Raw genomic sequence first — 16,048 nt, forward strand, 5'->3', positions numbered from 1 at the left:
TTCCTTGCAGTGGTTTCAGCGCGCGGCCGTGCGGGCCGCGAACACGTTCAGATAGTCCATCAACAGCGCTTCGAGCTGCAAGCGTACGTTCAGCGTGTGCTGACCGAACGGGGCCAGCTGAATCAGGCTCTGGTAGCAGCCCATCAGCAAGGCGAGATCGGCACGCTCGGCCAGGGCCTGCAGTGCCGCCTGATGATCGGGATAATAGCGGAGTTGGCCCGCCAGCCTCAAACCGGCCAGATCGTGCAACCACTTCTGCAGCCACTCCAGCGGCAGCGCCAGCGGCAGCTTGTGGCGGTCGATCTGCTCGGCGAGAGAAATGGCGTCGGCCAGCGTCGGCCGCGCCAGGGCGTCGAGGAACTGCTGGCGCAGCTTGGCCAGCGCCGCGTCGTGCTCGAACAGCGGCGTGCCGCCGTGGTGCGCCAGCTCGGTGCGGGCGTTGTCCACCCCGGCGGCGTCAAGCCAGGCCAGCGCCTCGCCTTGCGTCGGCGCCGTCAGCGGAAAGGCGCGGCAGCGGCTCTTGATGGTCGGCAGCAGCCGCTGCGGGGCGTGCGCCACCAACAGGAACAGCACCTCGGCGGGCGGCTCCTCGAGGATCTTCAGGAGCGCATTGGCCGCCGCCGGATTGAGCGCCTCGGCCGGCTCGACCAGCACGATGCGTCGTCCAGAGCGGTGCGCGGTCAGGTGGGCGAAGTCGATCACCTCGCGCACCGCCTCGATCTTGATCACCGGCAGCTTGCGCGTCGGCTTGCTGCCCTCCTTGGCCTCGTCCTCGTCGTCGCCCAGCGGCGTGAGACGGCGGAAGTCCGGGTGGCTGCCGTGGGCGAACCAGCGGCAGGCCTCGCACTGGCCGCAGGCAGCGTGGTCGGGGCGCGGCGATTCGCACAGCAGCGAGGCCGCCAAATGTTCGGCGAAGGCCAGCTTGCCGATGCCGCTGGGACCGGTGAACAGCCAGGCGTTGGGCAGGCGCTCGCGTTCGCGGTTGAGGCGCTGCCAGTCGGCGGCTTGCCAGGGATAGAGCATCAGCGGCGCTCCCGCACGGCGTCGAGGCGGCGCATGACCTCGGCGCGCACCTGTTCGGGGGAACGGTTGGCGTCGACCACCGCGATACGCGGGTTGGCCGAAGCACGCTGCAGGTAGGCCGCGCGCACGCGGGCGTGGAAATCGGCCGCCTCCTGCTCAAAACGGTCGAGCACGCGCTCGCCACCGGCCATGCGCCGGGCGGCGACGTCGAGCGGCACGTCGAACAGCAGCGTCAAGTCCGGCTGCAGCCCCTGCTGCACCCAGTCTTCCAGCGCCTCGATGCGTGCGAACGGCAGTCCGCGCCCGCCGCCCTGGTAGGCGAAGGTGGCGTCGGTGAAGCGGTCGGACACCACCCAACGGCCGGCGGCCAGCGCTGGTTCGATCACGCGCGCGATGTGTTCCTGGCGCGCGGCGAACATCAGCAGCGTCTCGGTCTCCAGCGTCACCTCGGTGTCCACCGCCAGCAAGAGTTCGCGCAGCTTCTCGCCCAGCACCGTGCCGCCGGGCTCGCGCGTGAACACGGCGTCGATGCCCTGTTCGGCCAACCAGTCACGCACCGCGGCGAGCTGGGTGCTCTTGCCGGCCCCGTCCACGCCTTCCAGCGTGATGAATGTTCCGCGCCGCATCAGGAGCCTTTCTTCAGGATGAATTGGCGCACCGCGCCGTTGTGTTCGTCCAGGGTTTCGGAGAAATGCGTGGTGCCGTCGCCGCGCGCGACGAAGTACAGCGCGCGCGTGTCCGCCGGATGCGCCGCGGCGTCGAGCGCCGCCCGCCCCGGCAGGGCGATCGGCGTCGGCGTCAGGCCGGAGCGGGTGTAGGTGTTGTACGGGGTGTCGCGGCGCAGGCCGGCCTTGCCGATGTTGCCCTGGTAGCTGGCCCCCATGCCGTAGATCACCGCCGGGTCGGTCTGCAGGCGCATGCCGATCCTGAGGCGGTTGAGGAACACCGCCGCCACCTGCGCCCGGTCGCTCTCGCGCGAGGTTTCCTTCTCCACCAGGCTCGCCATGATCAGCAGCTCGTAGGGCGAGGCGTACGGCAGGTCGGGACGGCGCGCCAGCCAGATGCTCTCCAGCTGCTGCTGCATGGTGCGGTAGGCGCGGCGGTAGACCTCGAGATCGCTCGAGCCCGGGACGTAGAAATAGGTGCTGGGGAAGAACAGGCCTTCCGGATGCGCCTCGCTGGCGCCGATTTCGCGCAGGATCTGCTCGTCGCTCCAGCTGGCGGTGACGTGCTGCAGGTCGGGCTCGCTGGCCAGGGCCTGGCGGAACTGGCGGAAGGTCCAGCCCTCGATCGCCGTCACGCTGGCCTGGTCCGGATTGCCCTGGGCGAAGCGGCGCAGCACTTCCCACATCGCCACCGGGCGGGAAAATTCGTACAGGCCGGCCTTCACCTTGCGATCGGTGCCGCTGATGCGCATCAGCGCCACCATCACCCAGCGGTTGCGGATCATGCCGTCCTGGTCCAGCGCGCGCGCCACCTGGCCCAGCGTGCGGTTGGCGCCGACGGCGATACTATAGGGCGCCTTGGGCAGCGGGACCGGCACGGCCACCACCCAGGCGAGCCACAGCGCGAGCAGTGCCGCCAGGGAGGCAGTCATGCGGAAGAAAAACTTGTGCATCATGTTCAGATCAAGTTGGATGGACTGGCCGGCGGCGGGTCCGGCTGGTTTGGCGAAGCATCAATCATACCATGCCGCCTCTTGCGCACGTTTCGCCGCGAACCCGAATGGGACCGGGCCGGGGGCGGCAAGTTCGTCCCCTCGGCAACGCCTCGCGGTGGCCCGCGCCAGCCGCCGCCGCGCTATGATACCGGGCATGGATACCACGACATTCGCCGCCCCCCTGCTCCAGGCCTACCGCGAGCATCGCGCCGTGACGGTGGCCGCCGACGCCGGCCCCGCCAGCCGCGAACAGGCTTACGCCACGCAACGGGCGATCTGGCAGACCCTGGTCGGCCAAGCCCGCCCCACGGCATGGAAAGTGGGCGCCCCGACGCGCGAAGCCGAACCCACCGCCGCGCCGATCTTTCCGCACCGCATCGCCGCCTCTGGCACCCACTTGCCCGCCGCCTCGTTTCTTGGCCTGGGGATCGAGGCCGAAATCGCGGTGCGCTTCGGCCGCGACCTGCCGCCACGTGCCACGCGCTACACCCGCGACGAGATTCTCGACGCGATCGCCAGCGTCCACGTCGCCATCGAACTGATCGACACCCGGCTCGCCGCCCCCAAGGTGGCCGGTCCGCTGTGGAGCCTGGCCGACAACCTGGTGAATGGCGGCCTGATCGTCGGCGACGCCATACCGCAGTGGCGCGAACTGGATTTTGCCGCGCTCACCGTGCGTGTTTCGGCCAACGGCGGAGTGCGCGCCGAAACACAAGGCCGCCCGCCGCTCGACGACCTGTTCTTCTGCCTGCCATGGTGGATCGACCACGTCGGCGGGGCGCAGGCGGGAGACATCGTGGCGACCGGCGCCTGGAACGGCATGCACCCGGTGGGGCTGCCGGTCACAGTCCGTGTCGACTTCGTCGGCGTCGGCAGCGCCGAGGCGCGCATCGGCTAAGCCCATCGTCGGCAAGGAAAGGGCTGGATACGAATTTCAGCCGACGGTCGACGCCCGTCCGACGTCGAAACCGTCTCCTCCCTCGCCTCCCGGGACGGAGCGGTCATCCCGGTTTGCCTCCTGCTACGGCCGCCAGGAACGACCAAGACGAGGAAAAGAGGGACATGCCGCACCATCATCCACCCCGTCGTGATCGGACGTGGCCCGCCACGGCGGTGCTCGCCGGCCTCGTGGCCGGCAGCGTCGCCGCCGCGGCGCAGCTGGCACTGTGGTGGCTGACGTCGGTCCCCCTGCTGGCGACCCTACTGCGCGACGCGCGCCTGACGGCCGCCATCGCCATGGGAGTGAGCGTACTCGCTCCCGTGCCGGCGTGGCGTGGGGACGTATGGCTGCTGGCGACGCTGATCCACTTCGCCCTGTCCATCGCCTACGCCGTACCGGTGAGCCTGCTGGCCGGACGCCAGCGGGCGGGCGTCGAGCTCCTTGCCGGCGCCGGCTACGGGGCGCTCATCTATGGCGTCAACCTGTATGGTTTCACCACGCTCTTTCCCTGGTTCTCGGCCTCGCGCGGCGGCGTGACGCTGCTCACCCACCTGGTCTTCGGCAGCGTGCTGGTGGGGGTTTGCCGTTGGTGCGCGCGGCATTCCGGCCCCGCCGCCTGAGTCCACCGCCGCCCGCTCCTGGCCCCCCCCCCCCAACGGCGTGGCGAAGTCATGGGGCCTCAATCACGCAACAGACCGTCGCCACGCGTATATCATCAAAAGCAGGCTGAGCATCGGCTCGCCTCGAATTTCTTCCCCCTCGCCAACCCCGCAACGGATGAGCGGTACATGGGCATTGGTTCTGGACTGACATCTTCTCTACACCGCTATCGCTGGCTGATCGTGCTGGCGCTGCTCCCGCTCGGCCTCCTGCTGGCGGTGGCGGCGGCCGCCTATACCCTCGGCGTGCGCGCCCAGCAAGTGGGCTGGCAGGACGGACTGGAACTGACCGGCTGGCAGCGGCTGCAAAACGGCTGCGTCCAGGCCCAGGGCGAACGCCTGCGGGTCACGCGCTGGTACCCGCTCACGCTCCATGTCAGCCGTATGAGCCTGCCGCGCTGCGCCACCGGACCGTTCCAGGAGCCGGCGCCGCCCCCCTGGACGCCGCCGCTCGACCTCGCCATCGACGCCCTCGTCCTGCCCGGCCTGCCGCCACTAGCGGTGAAGGTGAGCCAGCGCGCGCAACGCTGGCAGGCGCAGGTGCAGTTCCGTCACAGCCAGGCCCGTGCGCTCTACGAGCGCGGCTCCGGGCGCTGGACGCTGCAAGGACAGATACAGCCAGCCGACCTCTCCCCGCCGGTACTGGGCACGCTGGCCGTATCCGGCCAGGGCGTGTGGCAGGAACAGCGTCTGGAAGGATCATTGCAGGCTCAGGGTCGGCAGCTGGGTTATGCCGGTCAGGCCCGACGCGCCGACGCGGCGCTATCGGCCCGCCTCGCCGCCCGGCGCTGGCAACTCGACGCCGAACTGGGCGCACCGCTGGCACTCGGTGCGGACTGGAGCCTGCAAGCCCGGCAAGGACTGCACGCCAGTGGCAATCTGCAAGGGGTGCAGTCGCTGCATCTGGACCTGCTGGCGAGCGGTCCGCAAGGCAAGGTACGCCTCGAGCTTGATACCGCCGGTGCCGGGGCGGCACACGGCCCGGGCCGACTGACGCTCACCGGCCCCGCCCTGGCCGGCGAGGTGCCCCTGCGCTGGAGCCGGCAACAGTTGGAGCTGCTGCCGGCAAGCTTGCGGCTGCCTGGGGAACTGCGCCTGAGCTGGTCCCGCCCCCTCACCGTGCCGCTGGCCGCACGCGGCGACAGCGCCATCACCGCCGAAGTGCAGTACCAGAATCTGCGCGTCAACACCGTCGACAGCCGCCTGTCCTGGCAGCAAGCCCGGTGGGAGTGGCAAGGACGGCTCGACCTCACCGGCAACAGCGCCGGCGTCGACCTCGCGGGGACATGGCAGGGCCGTATTGATGCCGGCGGCTTGAGCGGCGCTCCCGCCCGCCTCACGCTGAGCCGGCCCGACCTCAAGCTGGCGCTGCGCGTGCCCGTGGCCAGCCTGCGCCCGCCGCGCTGGGCGGCGCCGGTCGAGTTCGATGGCCACTATGGCCAGTTCCCGCTCCAGGGTACGCTCCAGGTCGGCTACGAACGAGAGCGCTGGCAAGGTACGCTGGATGGCCGCTCGCGGCTGCCGTTCTACACCCAGGGCGGCGAGCTGCAGTTGACACTGCCCTGGCACGGCCAACAGGGACAGTGGTTTCTGGATAGTGGCAGCCGCGTGACGATTGCCAAGGGGCTGATTGGCAGCACTCTGGTCAAGCCGATCGCCGTCAGCGCCAGCACGCCGCTGCGCTTATCCCCACAAGGCGTCTTCGGCGAGTTGCGGCTGCAGGCCGACGGCGTCGTGGCAACGCGCGGAACCCTGCCACCGCTCGACGGGCAACTCAGCGCGGCCGGGATGCAGGGCCGCGCCAGCCTGCGTATCCCGGCATGGCAATCCACACTCGCCGTGAGCGCTACGCGCCTTGCCCAAGCCAAGAAAACCGGCGTGCAAGGCACGCTGGAACTGAGCTCGCCGTTGTCGCCCGCCATGAGTCGCGGCCTTGGGGTCACCCTGCAGCAAGGCCGTGTCACCGGCCAGGGACGCTGGCAGTGGCTGGGGAGCGGACAGATGCAAGGCACGCTCTCGGCCTCCGGGGTCGCGCTCGACTGGGGCGGCATCCAGGCGACGGGGGGCAGCGGCAGCGCGCATGTCGAATTCGGCCAGGAGGGCCTGAAGCTGGCCAGCGCCGGCCCGATCACGCTGGCCGAACTCGACCTCGGCACGCGCGTGCGCAACGTCCGCCTCACGGCGCAATCCGACCTCAGCACCTGGCAGCTCGCCGATGTCCACGCCGAGGTACTGGGCGGGCAGATGAACGCCGCCAGCCTGCAATGGCCCTCGCCGCAGTATCAGCCGGTGACGGTGAGCCACATCGACCTGGCCGAGGTGGCCGCCCTGCAAAACGATCCGGAGCCGACCGTGCAGCTCGCCGGCCGCGTGGGCGGCCTGCTGCCGCTGCAGCTGACGAAAGACTCCCTGGCGCTGCAGGGGGGCCTGATCCGCAACGAAGGCCCGCTGGTGCTCAAGGTCCAGCCCTCCGCCGGCGTCGGCGCCATGGGCCAGTCCAACCGCGCGGTGCAACTGGCGCTGGACACGCTGGGCCATCTGGCGATCAACGATTTCCAGGCCCGCCTGGACATGCCGCCGGACGGCTGGCTCGACGCGGCGGTGACCATCAAGGGACAGAACCCGCAACAAAATGGCCAACCAGTCGTACTAAACTATACGCATCGGGAAAATCTGTTCGAGCTGTTACGCAGCCTGCGTATCGGCGATGAACTCTCCCGCCGGGTATTGAACCGAAAGCCGGCGGAGCGTTCTCACTGACATGACGTTGGAGGACTCATCATGAACCCCGTTTGGCTGCTGGCCCTGCTGCCCCTGGCCGCGTGTACCCCCCGGGTCGCACTGGAGGCCCCCAAGGAACCGATCACGATCAATCTGAACGTGAAGATCGATCACGAAATTCGCCTCAAGGTGGAAAAGGATGTCGATAAACTCATCAGCGAAGACAGCGCATTGTTCTAGGAGCACGCCATGAAGACGACGATACGAGGGATGGCGCTGCTGCTGCTCGTCTGCAGCACACTGGCCATGGCACTGGATCTGGATGGCGCCAAGTCGCAGGGGCTGGTCGGGGAGCAGCCCAACGGCTATCTGGGCGTGGTCAAGGCCACGCCGCAGGCGGTGGAACTGGCCGCGGACATCAACGCCAAGCGGCGCGCCGCCTACGACGCCATCGCCAAGAAGAACGGCGCCACCCTGGACCAGGTGGCGGCCCTGGCCGGCCAGAAAGCCATCGAGAAGGCCGCGCCGGGGGCCTACGTCCGCTCCGCGGACGGCCAGTGGGTCAAGAAGTAGCGGTAACCGCGATCAAGCACACGGCCGGCCGGGCGGATGATGCCCGGCCGGCCGTCGCGATGCACCGTCGGTAGTTCTGCGCGGGCGGCCGCCCAGGTGCCGGCTGATCACGGGACACAGGCGCGCGACCTCTGCGGTGCTCGAGTGCGCCCCCTTCCTTGAAACAGCCTCAGACGCTGCCCAGATAATCCGCCTTGCCGATATCGACACCGTTGTGCCGCAGAATGCCGTAAGCGGTGGTGAAGTGAAAATAGAAGTTCGGCAGAGCGAACCCGAGCAGATAGGTCTGACCCGTGAAATGGATTTCCTGGCTGCGCACCTTGAGGGTGATCGGCCGTTCCTCGCTGCCGTCGACCTGTTCCGGCGTCAGGGTTTGCAAGAACGCCACCGTCTTGGCGAGGCGCTCTCCCAGTTCGGCGAAGCTGGTTTCGGTGTCGGCGAAACTCGGCACCTCGACCCCGGCGAGGCGCGCACCACACCCCTTGGCGGTGTCGGACACGCTTTGCACCTGGCGCACCAGCGGGAACATATCGGGGGCGAGCCTGGCGTTGAGCAAGACCTCCGGCGCGATGTTTTTCGCCGCTGCGTGCGCGGCGGCCTTGTCAAGGATGGCGGCGAGGTTGGTGATGCCACGGATGAGGACCGGGATCGAGGCTTGATACATGGAAAGCGACATGGACAGGCTCCTGATGATGAGGGGAACGGGGCAACCGTCGGGGACCAGCGCGTCAACCCATGCCGGTGGCTGCAGTCACTTCACGATAGCCGATAACCCGCTCCGGGCAACGTCAGCTTGCCGCAACGCCCCCCGGTTCGCCGGGGTCCGGGAACAGGAGACGAGGAAACCCCGTCGCTAGCGCGCGGCGGGGTGGCAGTCGACACCATAGCGCGCCAGCAGCGCGGCGGGCTCGATCACCACCAGCGGCAGCACCTGCCCCGCCACCTTGAGTGAGGCGGGCAGGCGCGTGGAGGAGCCATCCCAATCCGTCGGAAAGGCGCTGCAGATGGCCGGCAGGTCGCGGTCGTCCACCAGTGCCAGCTCGCCGCCGATTTCCAGGTAGAGTTCGCCGCCTGGGGTCAGGTAGATGGTGCGCGAGCGGTCGTCTTCGGTATAAGGCACGGTGCGCCAGCCTTCGCCCTCGAGCCGCGCCACGAACGGGGCCTTGTCGAGCGCGACGTACACCTTCTGCGGACCGTTCTGCACGTAATAGCGCCCGTGCGCGTCCCGGCTGTAGTTACGGTTGAAGAATTCGGCCATCACGGCGTGCTCGAGCCGTTCCTCGCGCAGCCACCACTGGCCGCGCGCATCGAGCCTGAGCCAGCCATAGACGGCCGGGACGTTGGGCCACTTGGCCATTCCCGCCACTACCGCAGCATCCATTCCTGCTCCTCCTCGCCCTGCCCCCTGTGCGGAAAACGGGCCTCTTCTGATTTATGGCTTGCGAATCGGCTTCGGCCAACCTTCTTGCTCACAACGCGCGCAGTACCGCCGCCGGCGCGCTGCGCGTCACCCGCCGCACCAGCGGCCAGCCGGCCAGGCCGACCACCAGCATGCCGCTGATCACCCCGAGCGGCAACAGCCAGGGGTTGACGAACAGCGGCAGGTTGAACAGCTTCACCGCGGCGATGGCGCCGATCGCCGTCGCGCCCAGCGCCGCCATCAGCCCGGTTAGGGCCCCCAGCCACATCAGCTCGGCCAGCACCACGCTGCGGACCTGGCGCCGCGAGGCCCCCAGCGCCCGCATCAGGCCGACGTCGAACAACCGCTCGTCGCGGGTCGAGGCCAGCGCCGCCCACAGCACCAGCACGCCGGCGGCCAGCGCCAGCACGAACAAGGCCTCGATCGCGCGCGACAGCTGGTCGACCATGGCGCGCACCTCGGCGAGGATGGCACTGACGTCGATCACGGTGACGTTGGGAAACTGCGCCACCAGCTGGTTGATAAAGTCCTCGTCGGCGGGGGCCAGGCGGAAGCTGGTGATGTAGCTGGCCGGCTGGTCGGCAAACCAGGCGGGCGGCGCCACCACGAAGAAATTCACGCGGAAGCTGTCCCACGACACCTTGCGCAGGCTGGTGACGCGGGCCGAGTAAGGGGTGCCGCCCAGGGTGAAGGTGAGCGTGTCGCCCAGGCGGATGCCCAGGGTCTCGGCCAGCCCCTGCTCGACCGAAAACTGCGGTGCCGCACGCGCGCCCCACCATTGCCCGGCACTGACACGGTTGCCGCTGGGCAATGAGGCGCGCCAGGACAGGTTGAACTCGCGCTCGGCCAGATGCTGTGCCCGCTCCGAGGCGTAGGACGACGGCCGCACCGGGCGGTCGTTGATGGCGCTGAGCCGTGCCCGCACCATCGGTGCCAGCTCCGGCGCCGGCAAGGCGTGGCCGACGAACGCGCTCCTGAACGGTTCGATCTGCGCCGGCTGGACGTTGATAGCGAACTTGTTGGGGGCATCCGCCGGCACACTCCGTTGCCAGGCGGCGATCAGGTCGCCACGCACCACCGTCAGCGTCAACAGCGCCATCAGCCCGACCGACAACGCCACGATCTGGATCACCGCCAGCCATGGCCGACGCGCCATGTTGGCGATGCCGAAGCGCCAGCCGACCCCCACGCCGGTGGGCAAGCGGCGCATCAGCCATACCGCGACGAACGCCACCAGCCCTACTGCGGCGAGAAAGCCGGCGAGGCCGCCGAACAACCAGCCGGCCAGCGTCAGATCCCCCACCTGCCACGCCGTCAGGGCCAGCAGCGCCGCCACCGCCGCCAGCGGCGTGAGCCGTCCCGACGGCGAGGGACGCAGCTCGTCGCGCAGCACCGCCAGCGGCGGCACCCGGCGCAAGCTCAGCAGCGGCGGCAAGGCGAGCCCGAGCAGCAACACCAGCGCCGACAGCGGCCCGCTCAGCCACGGCAGCCGTCCGGGAGCTGGCAGCAAGCCGCCGACCCACTGTTGAGCCAACTGCATCAGCCCGCTTTGCAAGGCGTAGCCGGCCAGCGTGCCAAGCCCACCGGCCAGCAGCCCCAGCAACAGGAACAGCCCGGCGAACAAGCCCCATACTTCGTTGGCGCTGAGCCCCAGGCAGCGCAGTACCGCCACCGGCTGCCAGTGCCGCGCCAGGTAACGGCGCACCGCCATGCCCACCGCGGCGGCGGCCAGGGCCACCGTCAGCATGGCGGTCAGGCCGAGGAAGCGGCGCGCTCGCTCCAGGGCGGTGCGAATCTCTGGGCGTGCCTCCTCGACGCTCTCCAGGCGCATGCCGTTGTTCAGCTGTGGTTCGAGCCAGACCCTGAAGCCGGCCACGGCCGCGCTGTCGCCGGCCAGCATCAGCCGCCAGCGCAGGCGGCTGCCCGGCTGCACCAGCCCGGTGGCGGCGAGATCGGCGCGGTTGAACATCAGCCGCGGCACGAAGTTGTAGAGGTCGAGCGTGCCGTCCGGCTCGCGCAGGATCTCGCCCGCCAGCGTCAGCCGCGTGTTGCCCACCTCGAGCGCGTCCCCCAGCTTGAGCTTGAGCCGGCTGATCAGGCGAGCATCGGCCCAGGCGGTGCCCGGCAGCGGGTGCAATGCCCCGCTTCTCACCCCGCCTTCGGCCAACCTGACGCTGACCTCGCCGCGCAGCGGGTAGCGGTCGGTGACCGCCTTGTAGGTGGCGAGCGCCGCCTGGCCGTTGGCGAACACCATCGAGGGGAAGCTGATGTTTTCGGCCTGCGTCAGCCCGCGCCTCTGCGCTTCGGCGCGGATCGCCGCCGGTGCCGGCTCCGGGCTGTTGAGCACCAGGTCCGCCGCCAGCAACTGGCTGGCGTGGTCGGTGAGCGCGCGCTCGACGCGGTCGGAGAAGAAGGCCACGCTGCTCATCGCCGCCACCGCCACCAGCAGCGCCAGGCCGAGGACGGTCAGCTCGCCCGCCACCAGTTCGCGACGGGTGAAGCGCCAGGCCAGCAGGCAGCGCCCCCAGAACGTCATCGCCCGGCTCCGTTGAGTTTGCCGTCCACCAGCCGGTAGATGGCGTCGCAGCGCCCGGCCAGCTCGCTGTCGTGCGTCACCAGCACCAGCGCCGTGCCCTGCTCGGCGTTGAGCTGGAACAGCAGGTCGATGATCTGGCGCCCGGTGGCCGGGTCGAGGTTGCCGGTCGGCTCGTCGGCGAACAGCAGCAGGGGCTCGATGACGAAGGCGCGTGCCAGCGCCACGCGTTGCTGCTCGCCACCGGAAAGGTGGCGCGGATAATGCTGCAGGCGCTGCCCGAGCCCGACCCGCTCCAGCATGGCGCGGGCCGCCTCGCGCGCATTGCGCCGGCCGGCCAGTTCGAGTGGCAGCATGACGTTTTCCAGCGCGGTGAGTTGTGGCATAAGCTGAAAGTTCTGGAACACGAAGCCGACCTTGTCGCGGCGCAGACGCGCGCGATCGTCCTCGGAGAGCCGGGTCAGCGATTGCCCGAACAGCGCCACCTCGCCAGCCGACGGGTGATCGAGCCCGGCCAGGAGCGACAGCAGGGTCGACTTGCCGGAGCCGGACGCCCCGACGATGGCGACACTTTCGCCCTCGTACAGGGTCAGACTGGCAGAGCGCAGGATGGACAGCGATTCGCCATGAAACTCCACCTGCTTGGCTATCCCCACGGCGGACAAAACCGCCTTGTCATCGATGGATGTGAGCATGTTCAGTTATCTGCGTCTGATCGCATTGTTGTTGATGGCCCTGCCGCTGCAGGCGGCGACGGTACTGGTGTTCGGCGACAGCCTGTCGGCCGGCTACGGCCTCTCCCCCGGTCAGGGCTGGGTGACACTGCTGGAACACAGTCTGGCACCGCGCCATCGCGTGATCAATGCCAGTATGTCGGGCGAAACCACCGCCGGCGGCCTGTCGCGTCTGCCCGCCGCGCTCAAGCGCCACCGCCCCGACGTGGTGGTGCTGGAACTGGGCGGCAACGATGGCCTCAGGGGCCTGCCGCTGGACGCGATGCAGCACAACCTGGAACAGATGATCCGTCTCGCCAGGCAGGGCAAGGCGCAGGTGCTGCTGGTCGGCCTGACCCTGCCCCCCAACTATGGCCCGAAATACGGAGCCGAGTTCCACGCCGTCTACGAGACGCTCGCCAGGAAATACCGGCTGCACTACGTCCCGCGCCTGATGACCGACTTTGAGGCCGATCCCAGCAAGTTCCAGCCCGACGGCATCCATCCGCGTGCCGAGGTGCAGCCGCGCATGATGGAAACGGTGCGTGCCAAGCTGCCGCTGTCCTGAGCCCGTCTTCGGCCAACCTGTCCCGTGAAGACGTCCCGCCACGCCGACTACCCAGCGCAGCACTTTACCTTCTACAGTGAAGAAGCCCGAGCGGCACTCACCAAGGAGAACTACATGGCACAGCGCATCCTGATCATCTGCGGCGACTACGTCGAAGACTACGAACTGATGGTCCCGTTCCAGGCCCTGCAGGCGATGGGCTACACCGTCGACGCGGTCTGCCCCGGCAAACAGGCCGGCGAGCAGATCAAGACAGCGATCCATGACTTCGAAGGCGCGCAGACCTACTCGGAGAAACCGGGTCACAACTTCACCCTCAACGCCAGTTTCGACCAGATCGACGCCGCGAACTACCAGGCCCTGCTGGTGCCCGGCGGCCGCGCCCCCGAATACCTGCGCCTGGATGCGCAGGTGCTGCGCCTGGTGCGCCACTTCGCCGACACCGGCAAACCGATCGCCGCCATCTGCCACGGCGCGCAGCTGCTGGCCGCGGCCGACGTCATCCGTGGCCGCAAGGTATCGGCCTACCCGGCCTGCGCTCCAGAAGTGCGGCTGGCCGGGGCCGAGTACATAGAGATCGCCGTGACCGCCGCCGTCACCGACGGCCGCTTGGTCACCGCGCCGGCCTGGCCGGCCCATCCCGCCTGGCTGGCCCAGTTCGCCGCCGTGCTGGGTGCGCCCTGAGACGGCACGGCCACGCGCACGGCGCTCCCCCCCAAAAGGACGTAAAAAAACCCCGCAGCACGCTGCGGGGTTTTTCGTGGTCCATGTTCCGCGCTGCGGATTACAGGTCCTTGGCGTTTTCCGCCAGGTAAGCGGCCACGCCTTCCGGGCTAGCCTGCATGCCCTTCTTGCCCTTGCTCCAGCCGGCCGGGCACACTTCGCCGTTCTCTTCGAAGAACTGCAGCGCGTCGACCATGCGCAGCATTTCGTCGATGTTGCGGCCCAGCGGCAGGTTGTTCACCACCTGATGCTGCACCACGCCCGACTTGTCGATCAGGAAGGAACCGCGGAACGCCACGCCACCGTCGGCTTCCACGTCGAAGGCCTTGCACAGTTCGTGCTGGATGTCAGCCACCAGCGGGTAGCCGACCTGGCCAATACCGCCCTTGTCCACCGGGGTGTTGCGCCAGGCGGCGTGGGTGAAGTGGCTGTCGATGGACACGCCGATGACTTCCACGTTGCGCTTCTTGAACTCTTCCAGGCGGTGATCGAAGGCGATCAGCTCGGACGGGCAGACGAAGGTGAAATCCAGCGGGTAGAAGAACACCACAGCGTATTTGCCGGCGGTAGCGTTCTTGAAGTTGAAGTTTTCAACGATCTGGCCATCGCCTTGAACCGCGGCGAAGGTCTTCTCGGCACAATCGAAGAACGGGGCTTGTTTGCCTACCAGTACAGCCATGGAATTGCTCCTTTCAGGTCATCACAGGATGGACCGTCCACCAGCGGTGGGCGGCCATCGTCAATGCGGGGTTTTATAAATCAGGGTGAACGGTCGCCGCCAATTGGAATTCCATATCATACCGATAGCGAATGCCAATCATAATGGTCACCGTAGTGGTGTCTTATCGTTGTGGTACCCGCACGGCGGTTTTTCAAGTGGCGCCAAGGCGGGTCCTCCGCTCATGAGCAACAGGCCACCGCGACGTCCACACCTGAAGACATGGAAGAACGCCGGGCACGGAGCGATGCCCCATGCACGGGTAGCAAGGACGGCTTGACCGGAGGCACTGATCATGGCGGAGCGACGGCAAGCGATGGTCACACTGGAAACACCGCCGGTCAATTCGTGAGTGATCCGGACAGCGTTGACCGGCATCAATGCTGCGGCCGAATATCCGAGTAAATTACTCAACATTACGCAGCGTCGACGGGCGCGTTTCGGGAAGCCAATCAGGCCCGACCGGCGCCTTACCCGGCCCTTTGCCACGGCAGCCCCAGTCCTCCGCGATGGACGATGCCGCTCCCTCGTCGGGGCGGACGGGCGCCACTCAGCGCAGCAATGAAAGGTGATCACATGAACACAAAGCAGACACCGCCTCGGGACGCCGGGGCGCAACGGCCAAGCCCCGACTGGGATGCCCGCGCCCCTGCCGTCCTCCAGGACCAAATCCGGGCTTACGACGACATGCGACATCGTTGCCCGGTAGCCTACAGCGAGTACCTGAACTGGTCGCTGTTCCGCCACCACGATGTGATACAGGCCCTGACCGACCCCAAGACCTTCAGCAACGCGGTTTCCAGCTATCCCTCAATCCCCAATGGCATGGACCCACCCGAGCACACGGCCTACCGCATGCTGATCGATCCTTATTTTGCCCCCGAGGCCATGGCCCGATTCGAGCCGGTGTGCCGGCGTATCGCCGTCGACCTAGTGCGCGAGCTGCCGTCGGCGGGTGAAGTGGAACTGATGGGCCAATTCGCCGAGGACTTCGCCCTGCAAATCCAGTGCGCCTTCATGGGGTGGCCGGTGGCACTGCACGCCCCCCTGCGCCGCTGGACCCACCGCAATCGCGCAGCCACCCTGGCGGCCGATCGCGCGGCCATGGCGGCCGTCGCGCTCGAATTCGACGGCTACATCCGGGCGCAACTCGACGCCCGCCGGGCCGCGGGTGACCAGGCCCCCGATGACGTGACCCGCCGCCTCCTCGGGGAAACGCTGCAGGGCCGGACACTGAGCGACGCCGAGATCGTCAGCATCGTGCGCAACTGGACGGTCGGCGAGCTGTCCACCATTTCCTCCTGCGTCGGGATTCTCACCCAGTACCTGGCCGAACAGGCCGAGTTGCAGCAGCGGCTGCGACAGCAGCCGGAGCTGTTGCCGGCCGCCATCGACGAGATCCTGCGCATTCATGCGCCCCTGATCGCCAACCGCAGGATCGCCACCCGGGATGTGGAAATCGGCGGCTGCCAGTTGAAAGCCGGCGACCGCGTCACTCTGATATGGGCGTCGGCCAATCGCGACGAAACCGTCTTCGGCGACGCCGACGAATTCCGACTTGACCGCGAGCCGGCCGACAACCTCCTCTACGGCGCCGGAATTCATGTCTGCCCCGGCGCTCCGCTGGCCCGGCTCGAATTGAAGATCGTGATGGAAGCCCTGCTCAGTCAAACGGAGCGAATCGGAACATTGGCAGGCAAGACTCCGGTGCGGGCGAGCTATCCGGCCAGCGGCTACGCCTCGCTGCCGTTGTGGATCGAGCGAGCCGCCGGCCCCGCCCACCAGGCCTGAGACGAC

At 68.2% G+C, this 16,048-nt stretch carries 16 protein-coding genes; 8 read left to right on the plus strand and 8 right to left on the minus strand.

Annotated features, from left to right (window positions below; all coding sequences use genetic code 11):
- Nucleotides 1-15 precede the first annotated feature (15 nt).
- The 3 genes from FURADRAFT_RS06495 to mltG are packed head-to-tail and all read right to left on the minus strand — an operon-like array spanning nt 16 to nt 2,644.
- The gene (locus FURADRAFT_RS06495; RefSeq protein ID WP_008953336.1) at nt 16-1,023 is read right to left on the minus strand and encodes a DNA polymerase III subunit delta'; all 1,008 of its coding nucleotides are present in this window, start codon (nt 1,021-1,023) and stop codon (nt 16-18) included.
- Nucleotides 1,023-1,649, minus strand: a complete 627-nt coding sequence (gene tmk / locus FURADRAFT_RS06500) for a dTMP kinase (RefSeq protein ID WP_008953337.1) — start codon at nt 1,647-1,649, stop codon at nt 1,023-1,025. Before tmk ends, FURADRAFT_RS06495 begins: the two co-directional genes overlap by 1 nt.
- Nucleotides 1,649-2,644 (minus strand): endolytic transglycosylase MltG, encoded by a 996-nt coding sequence (gene mltG / locus FURADRAFT_RS06505; protein ID WP_008953338.1) that lies wholly within the window; start codon nt 2,642-2,644, stop codon nt 1,649-1,651. The genes tmk and mltG overlap by 1 nt, the downstream gene beginning before the upstream one ends.
- Before the next feature lie 193 nt (nt 2,645-2,837).
- On the opposite strand from mltG, the gene FURADRAFT_RS06510 reads away from it, so the two are divergent.
- From FURADRAFT_RS06510 to FURADRAFT_RS06530, 5 genes are all read left to right on the plus strand, one after another.
- Nucleotides 2,838-3,581 (plus strand): 2-keto-4-pentenoate hydratase, encoded by a 744-nt coding sequence (locus FURADRAFT_RS06510; RefSeq protein WP_040652474.1) that lies wholly within the window; start codon nt 2,838-2,840, stop codon nt 3,579-3,581.
- A 164-nt stretch (nt 3,582-3,745) separates the two neighbouring features.
- Complete coding sequence (locus tag FURADRAFT_RS06515) at nt 3,746-4,243, plus strand: hypothetical protein (protein ID WP_008953340.1); 498 nt, start codon at nt 3,746-3,748, stop codon at nt 4,241-4,243.
- A 168-nt stretch (nt 4,244-4,411) separates the two neighbouring features.
- Nucleotides 4,412-7,042 (plus strand): YdbH domain-containing protein, encoded by a 2,631-nt coding sequence (locus tag FURADRAFT_RS06520; protein ID WP_008953341.1) that lies wholly within the window; start codon nt 4,412-4,414, stop codon nt 7,040-7,042.
- Nucleotides 7,043-7,063: 21 nt separating this feature from the next.
- Nucleotides 7,064-7,243 carry a YnbE family lipoprotein gene (locus tag FURADRAFT_RS06525; RefSeq protein WP_008953342.1) on the plus strand — a complete coding sequence of 60 codons (180 nt, stop codon included), beginning with the start codon at nt 7,064-7,066 and terminating at the stop codon, nt 7,241-7,243.
- Nucleotides 7,244-7,252: 9 nt separating this feature from the next.
- Entirely contained in the window at nt 7,253-7,576 is a 324-nt protein-coding gene (locus FURADRAFT_RS06530) for a YdbL family protein (RefSeq protein ID WP_008953343.1), read from the plus strand.
- A gap of 169 nt (nt 7,577-7,745) precedes the next feature.
- Here FURADRAFT_RS06530 and FURADRAFT_RS06535 read toward each other — a convergent pair whose 3' ends face one another.
- The 4 genes from FURADRAFT_RS06535 to FURADRAFT_RS06555 all read right to left on the minus strand — a co-directional run bounded on the left by FURADRAFT_RS06535 (nt 7,746) and on the right by FURADRAFT_RS06555 (nt 12,224).
- Nucleotides 7,746-8,252, minus strand: a complete 507-nt coding sequence (locus tag FURADRAFT_RS06535; protein ID WP_008953344.1) for a DUF1993 domain-containing protein — start codon at nt 8,250-8,252, stop codon at nt 7,746-7,748.
- Between the two features lie 177 nt (nt 8,253-8,429).
- Entirely contained in the window at nt 8,430-8,957 is a 528-nt protein-coding gene (locus FURADRAFT_RS06545; RefSeq protein WP_008953345.1) for a DUF2946 family protein, read from the minus strand.
- Nucleotides 8,958-9,045: 88 nt separating this feature from the next.
- Nucleotides 9,046-11,532, minus strand: a complete 2,487-nt coding sequence (locus FURADRAFT_RS06550) for an ABC transporter permease (RefSeq protein ID WP_008953346.1) — start codon at nt 11,530-11,532, stop codon at nt 9,046-9,048.
- Nucleotides 11,529-12,224, minus strand: coding sequence for an ABC transporter ATP-binding protein (locus FURADRAFT_RS06555; protein WP_040652478.1), 696 nt, complete (start codon nt 12,222-12,224; stop codon nt 11,529-11,531). The genes FURADRAFT_RS06550 and FURADRAFT_RS06555 overlap by 4 nt, the downstream gene beginning before the upstream one ends.
- Between FURADRAFT_RS06555 and FURADRAFT_RS06560 the strand changes: the two genes are divergently transcribed.
- Nucleotides 12,223-12,810, plus strand: coding sequence for an arylesterase (locus tag FURADRAFT_RS06560; RefSeq protein ID WP_008953348.1), 588 nt, complete (start codon nt 12,223-12,225; stop codon nt 12,808-12,810). The two genes, FURADRAFT_RS06555 and FURADRAFT_RS06560, sit on opposite strands and share 2 nt — an antisense overlap.
- Nucleotides 12,811-12,834: 24 nt before the next feature.
- Nucleotides 12,835-13,494, plus strand: coding sequence for a DJ-1/PfpI family protein (locus FURADRAFT_RS06565; protein ID WP_328269382.1), 660 nt, complete (start codon nt 12,835-12,837; stop codon nt 13,492-13,494).
- A 100-nt stretch (nt 13,495-13,594) separates the two neighbouring features.
- On the opposite strand, the gene FURADRAFT_RS06570 is transcribed toward FURADRAFT_RS06565, so the two are convergent.
- Complete coding sequence (locus FURADRAFT_RS06570; protein WP_008953350.1) at nt 13,595-14,212, minus strand: peroxiredoxin; 618 nt, start codon at nt 14,210-14,212, stop codon at nt 13,595-13,597.
- Between the two features lie 615 nt (nt 14,213-14,827).
- Between FURADRAFT_RS06570 and FURADRAFT_RS06575 the strand changes: the two genes are divergently transcribed.
- Entirely contained in the window at nt 14,828-16,042 is a 1,215-nt protein-coding gene (locus FURADRAFT_RS06575; protein WP_008953351.1) for a cytochrome P450, read from the plus strand.
- Nucleotides 16,043-16,048 lie beyond the last annotated feature (6 nt).

Source organism: Pseudogulbenkiania ferrooxidans 2002 (assembly GCF_000174355.1).
Classification (GTDB): domain Bacteria; phylum Pseudomonadota; class Gammaproteobacteria; order Burkholderiales; family Chromobacteriaceae; genus Pseudogulbenkiania; species Pseudogulbenkiania ferrooxidans.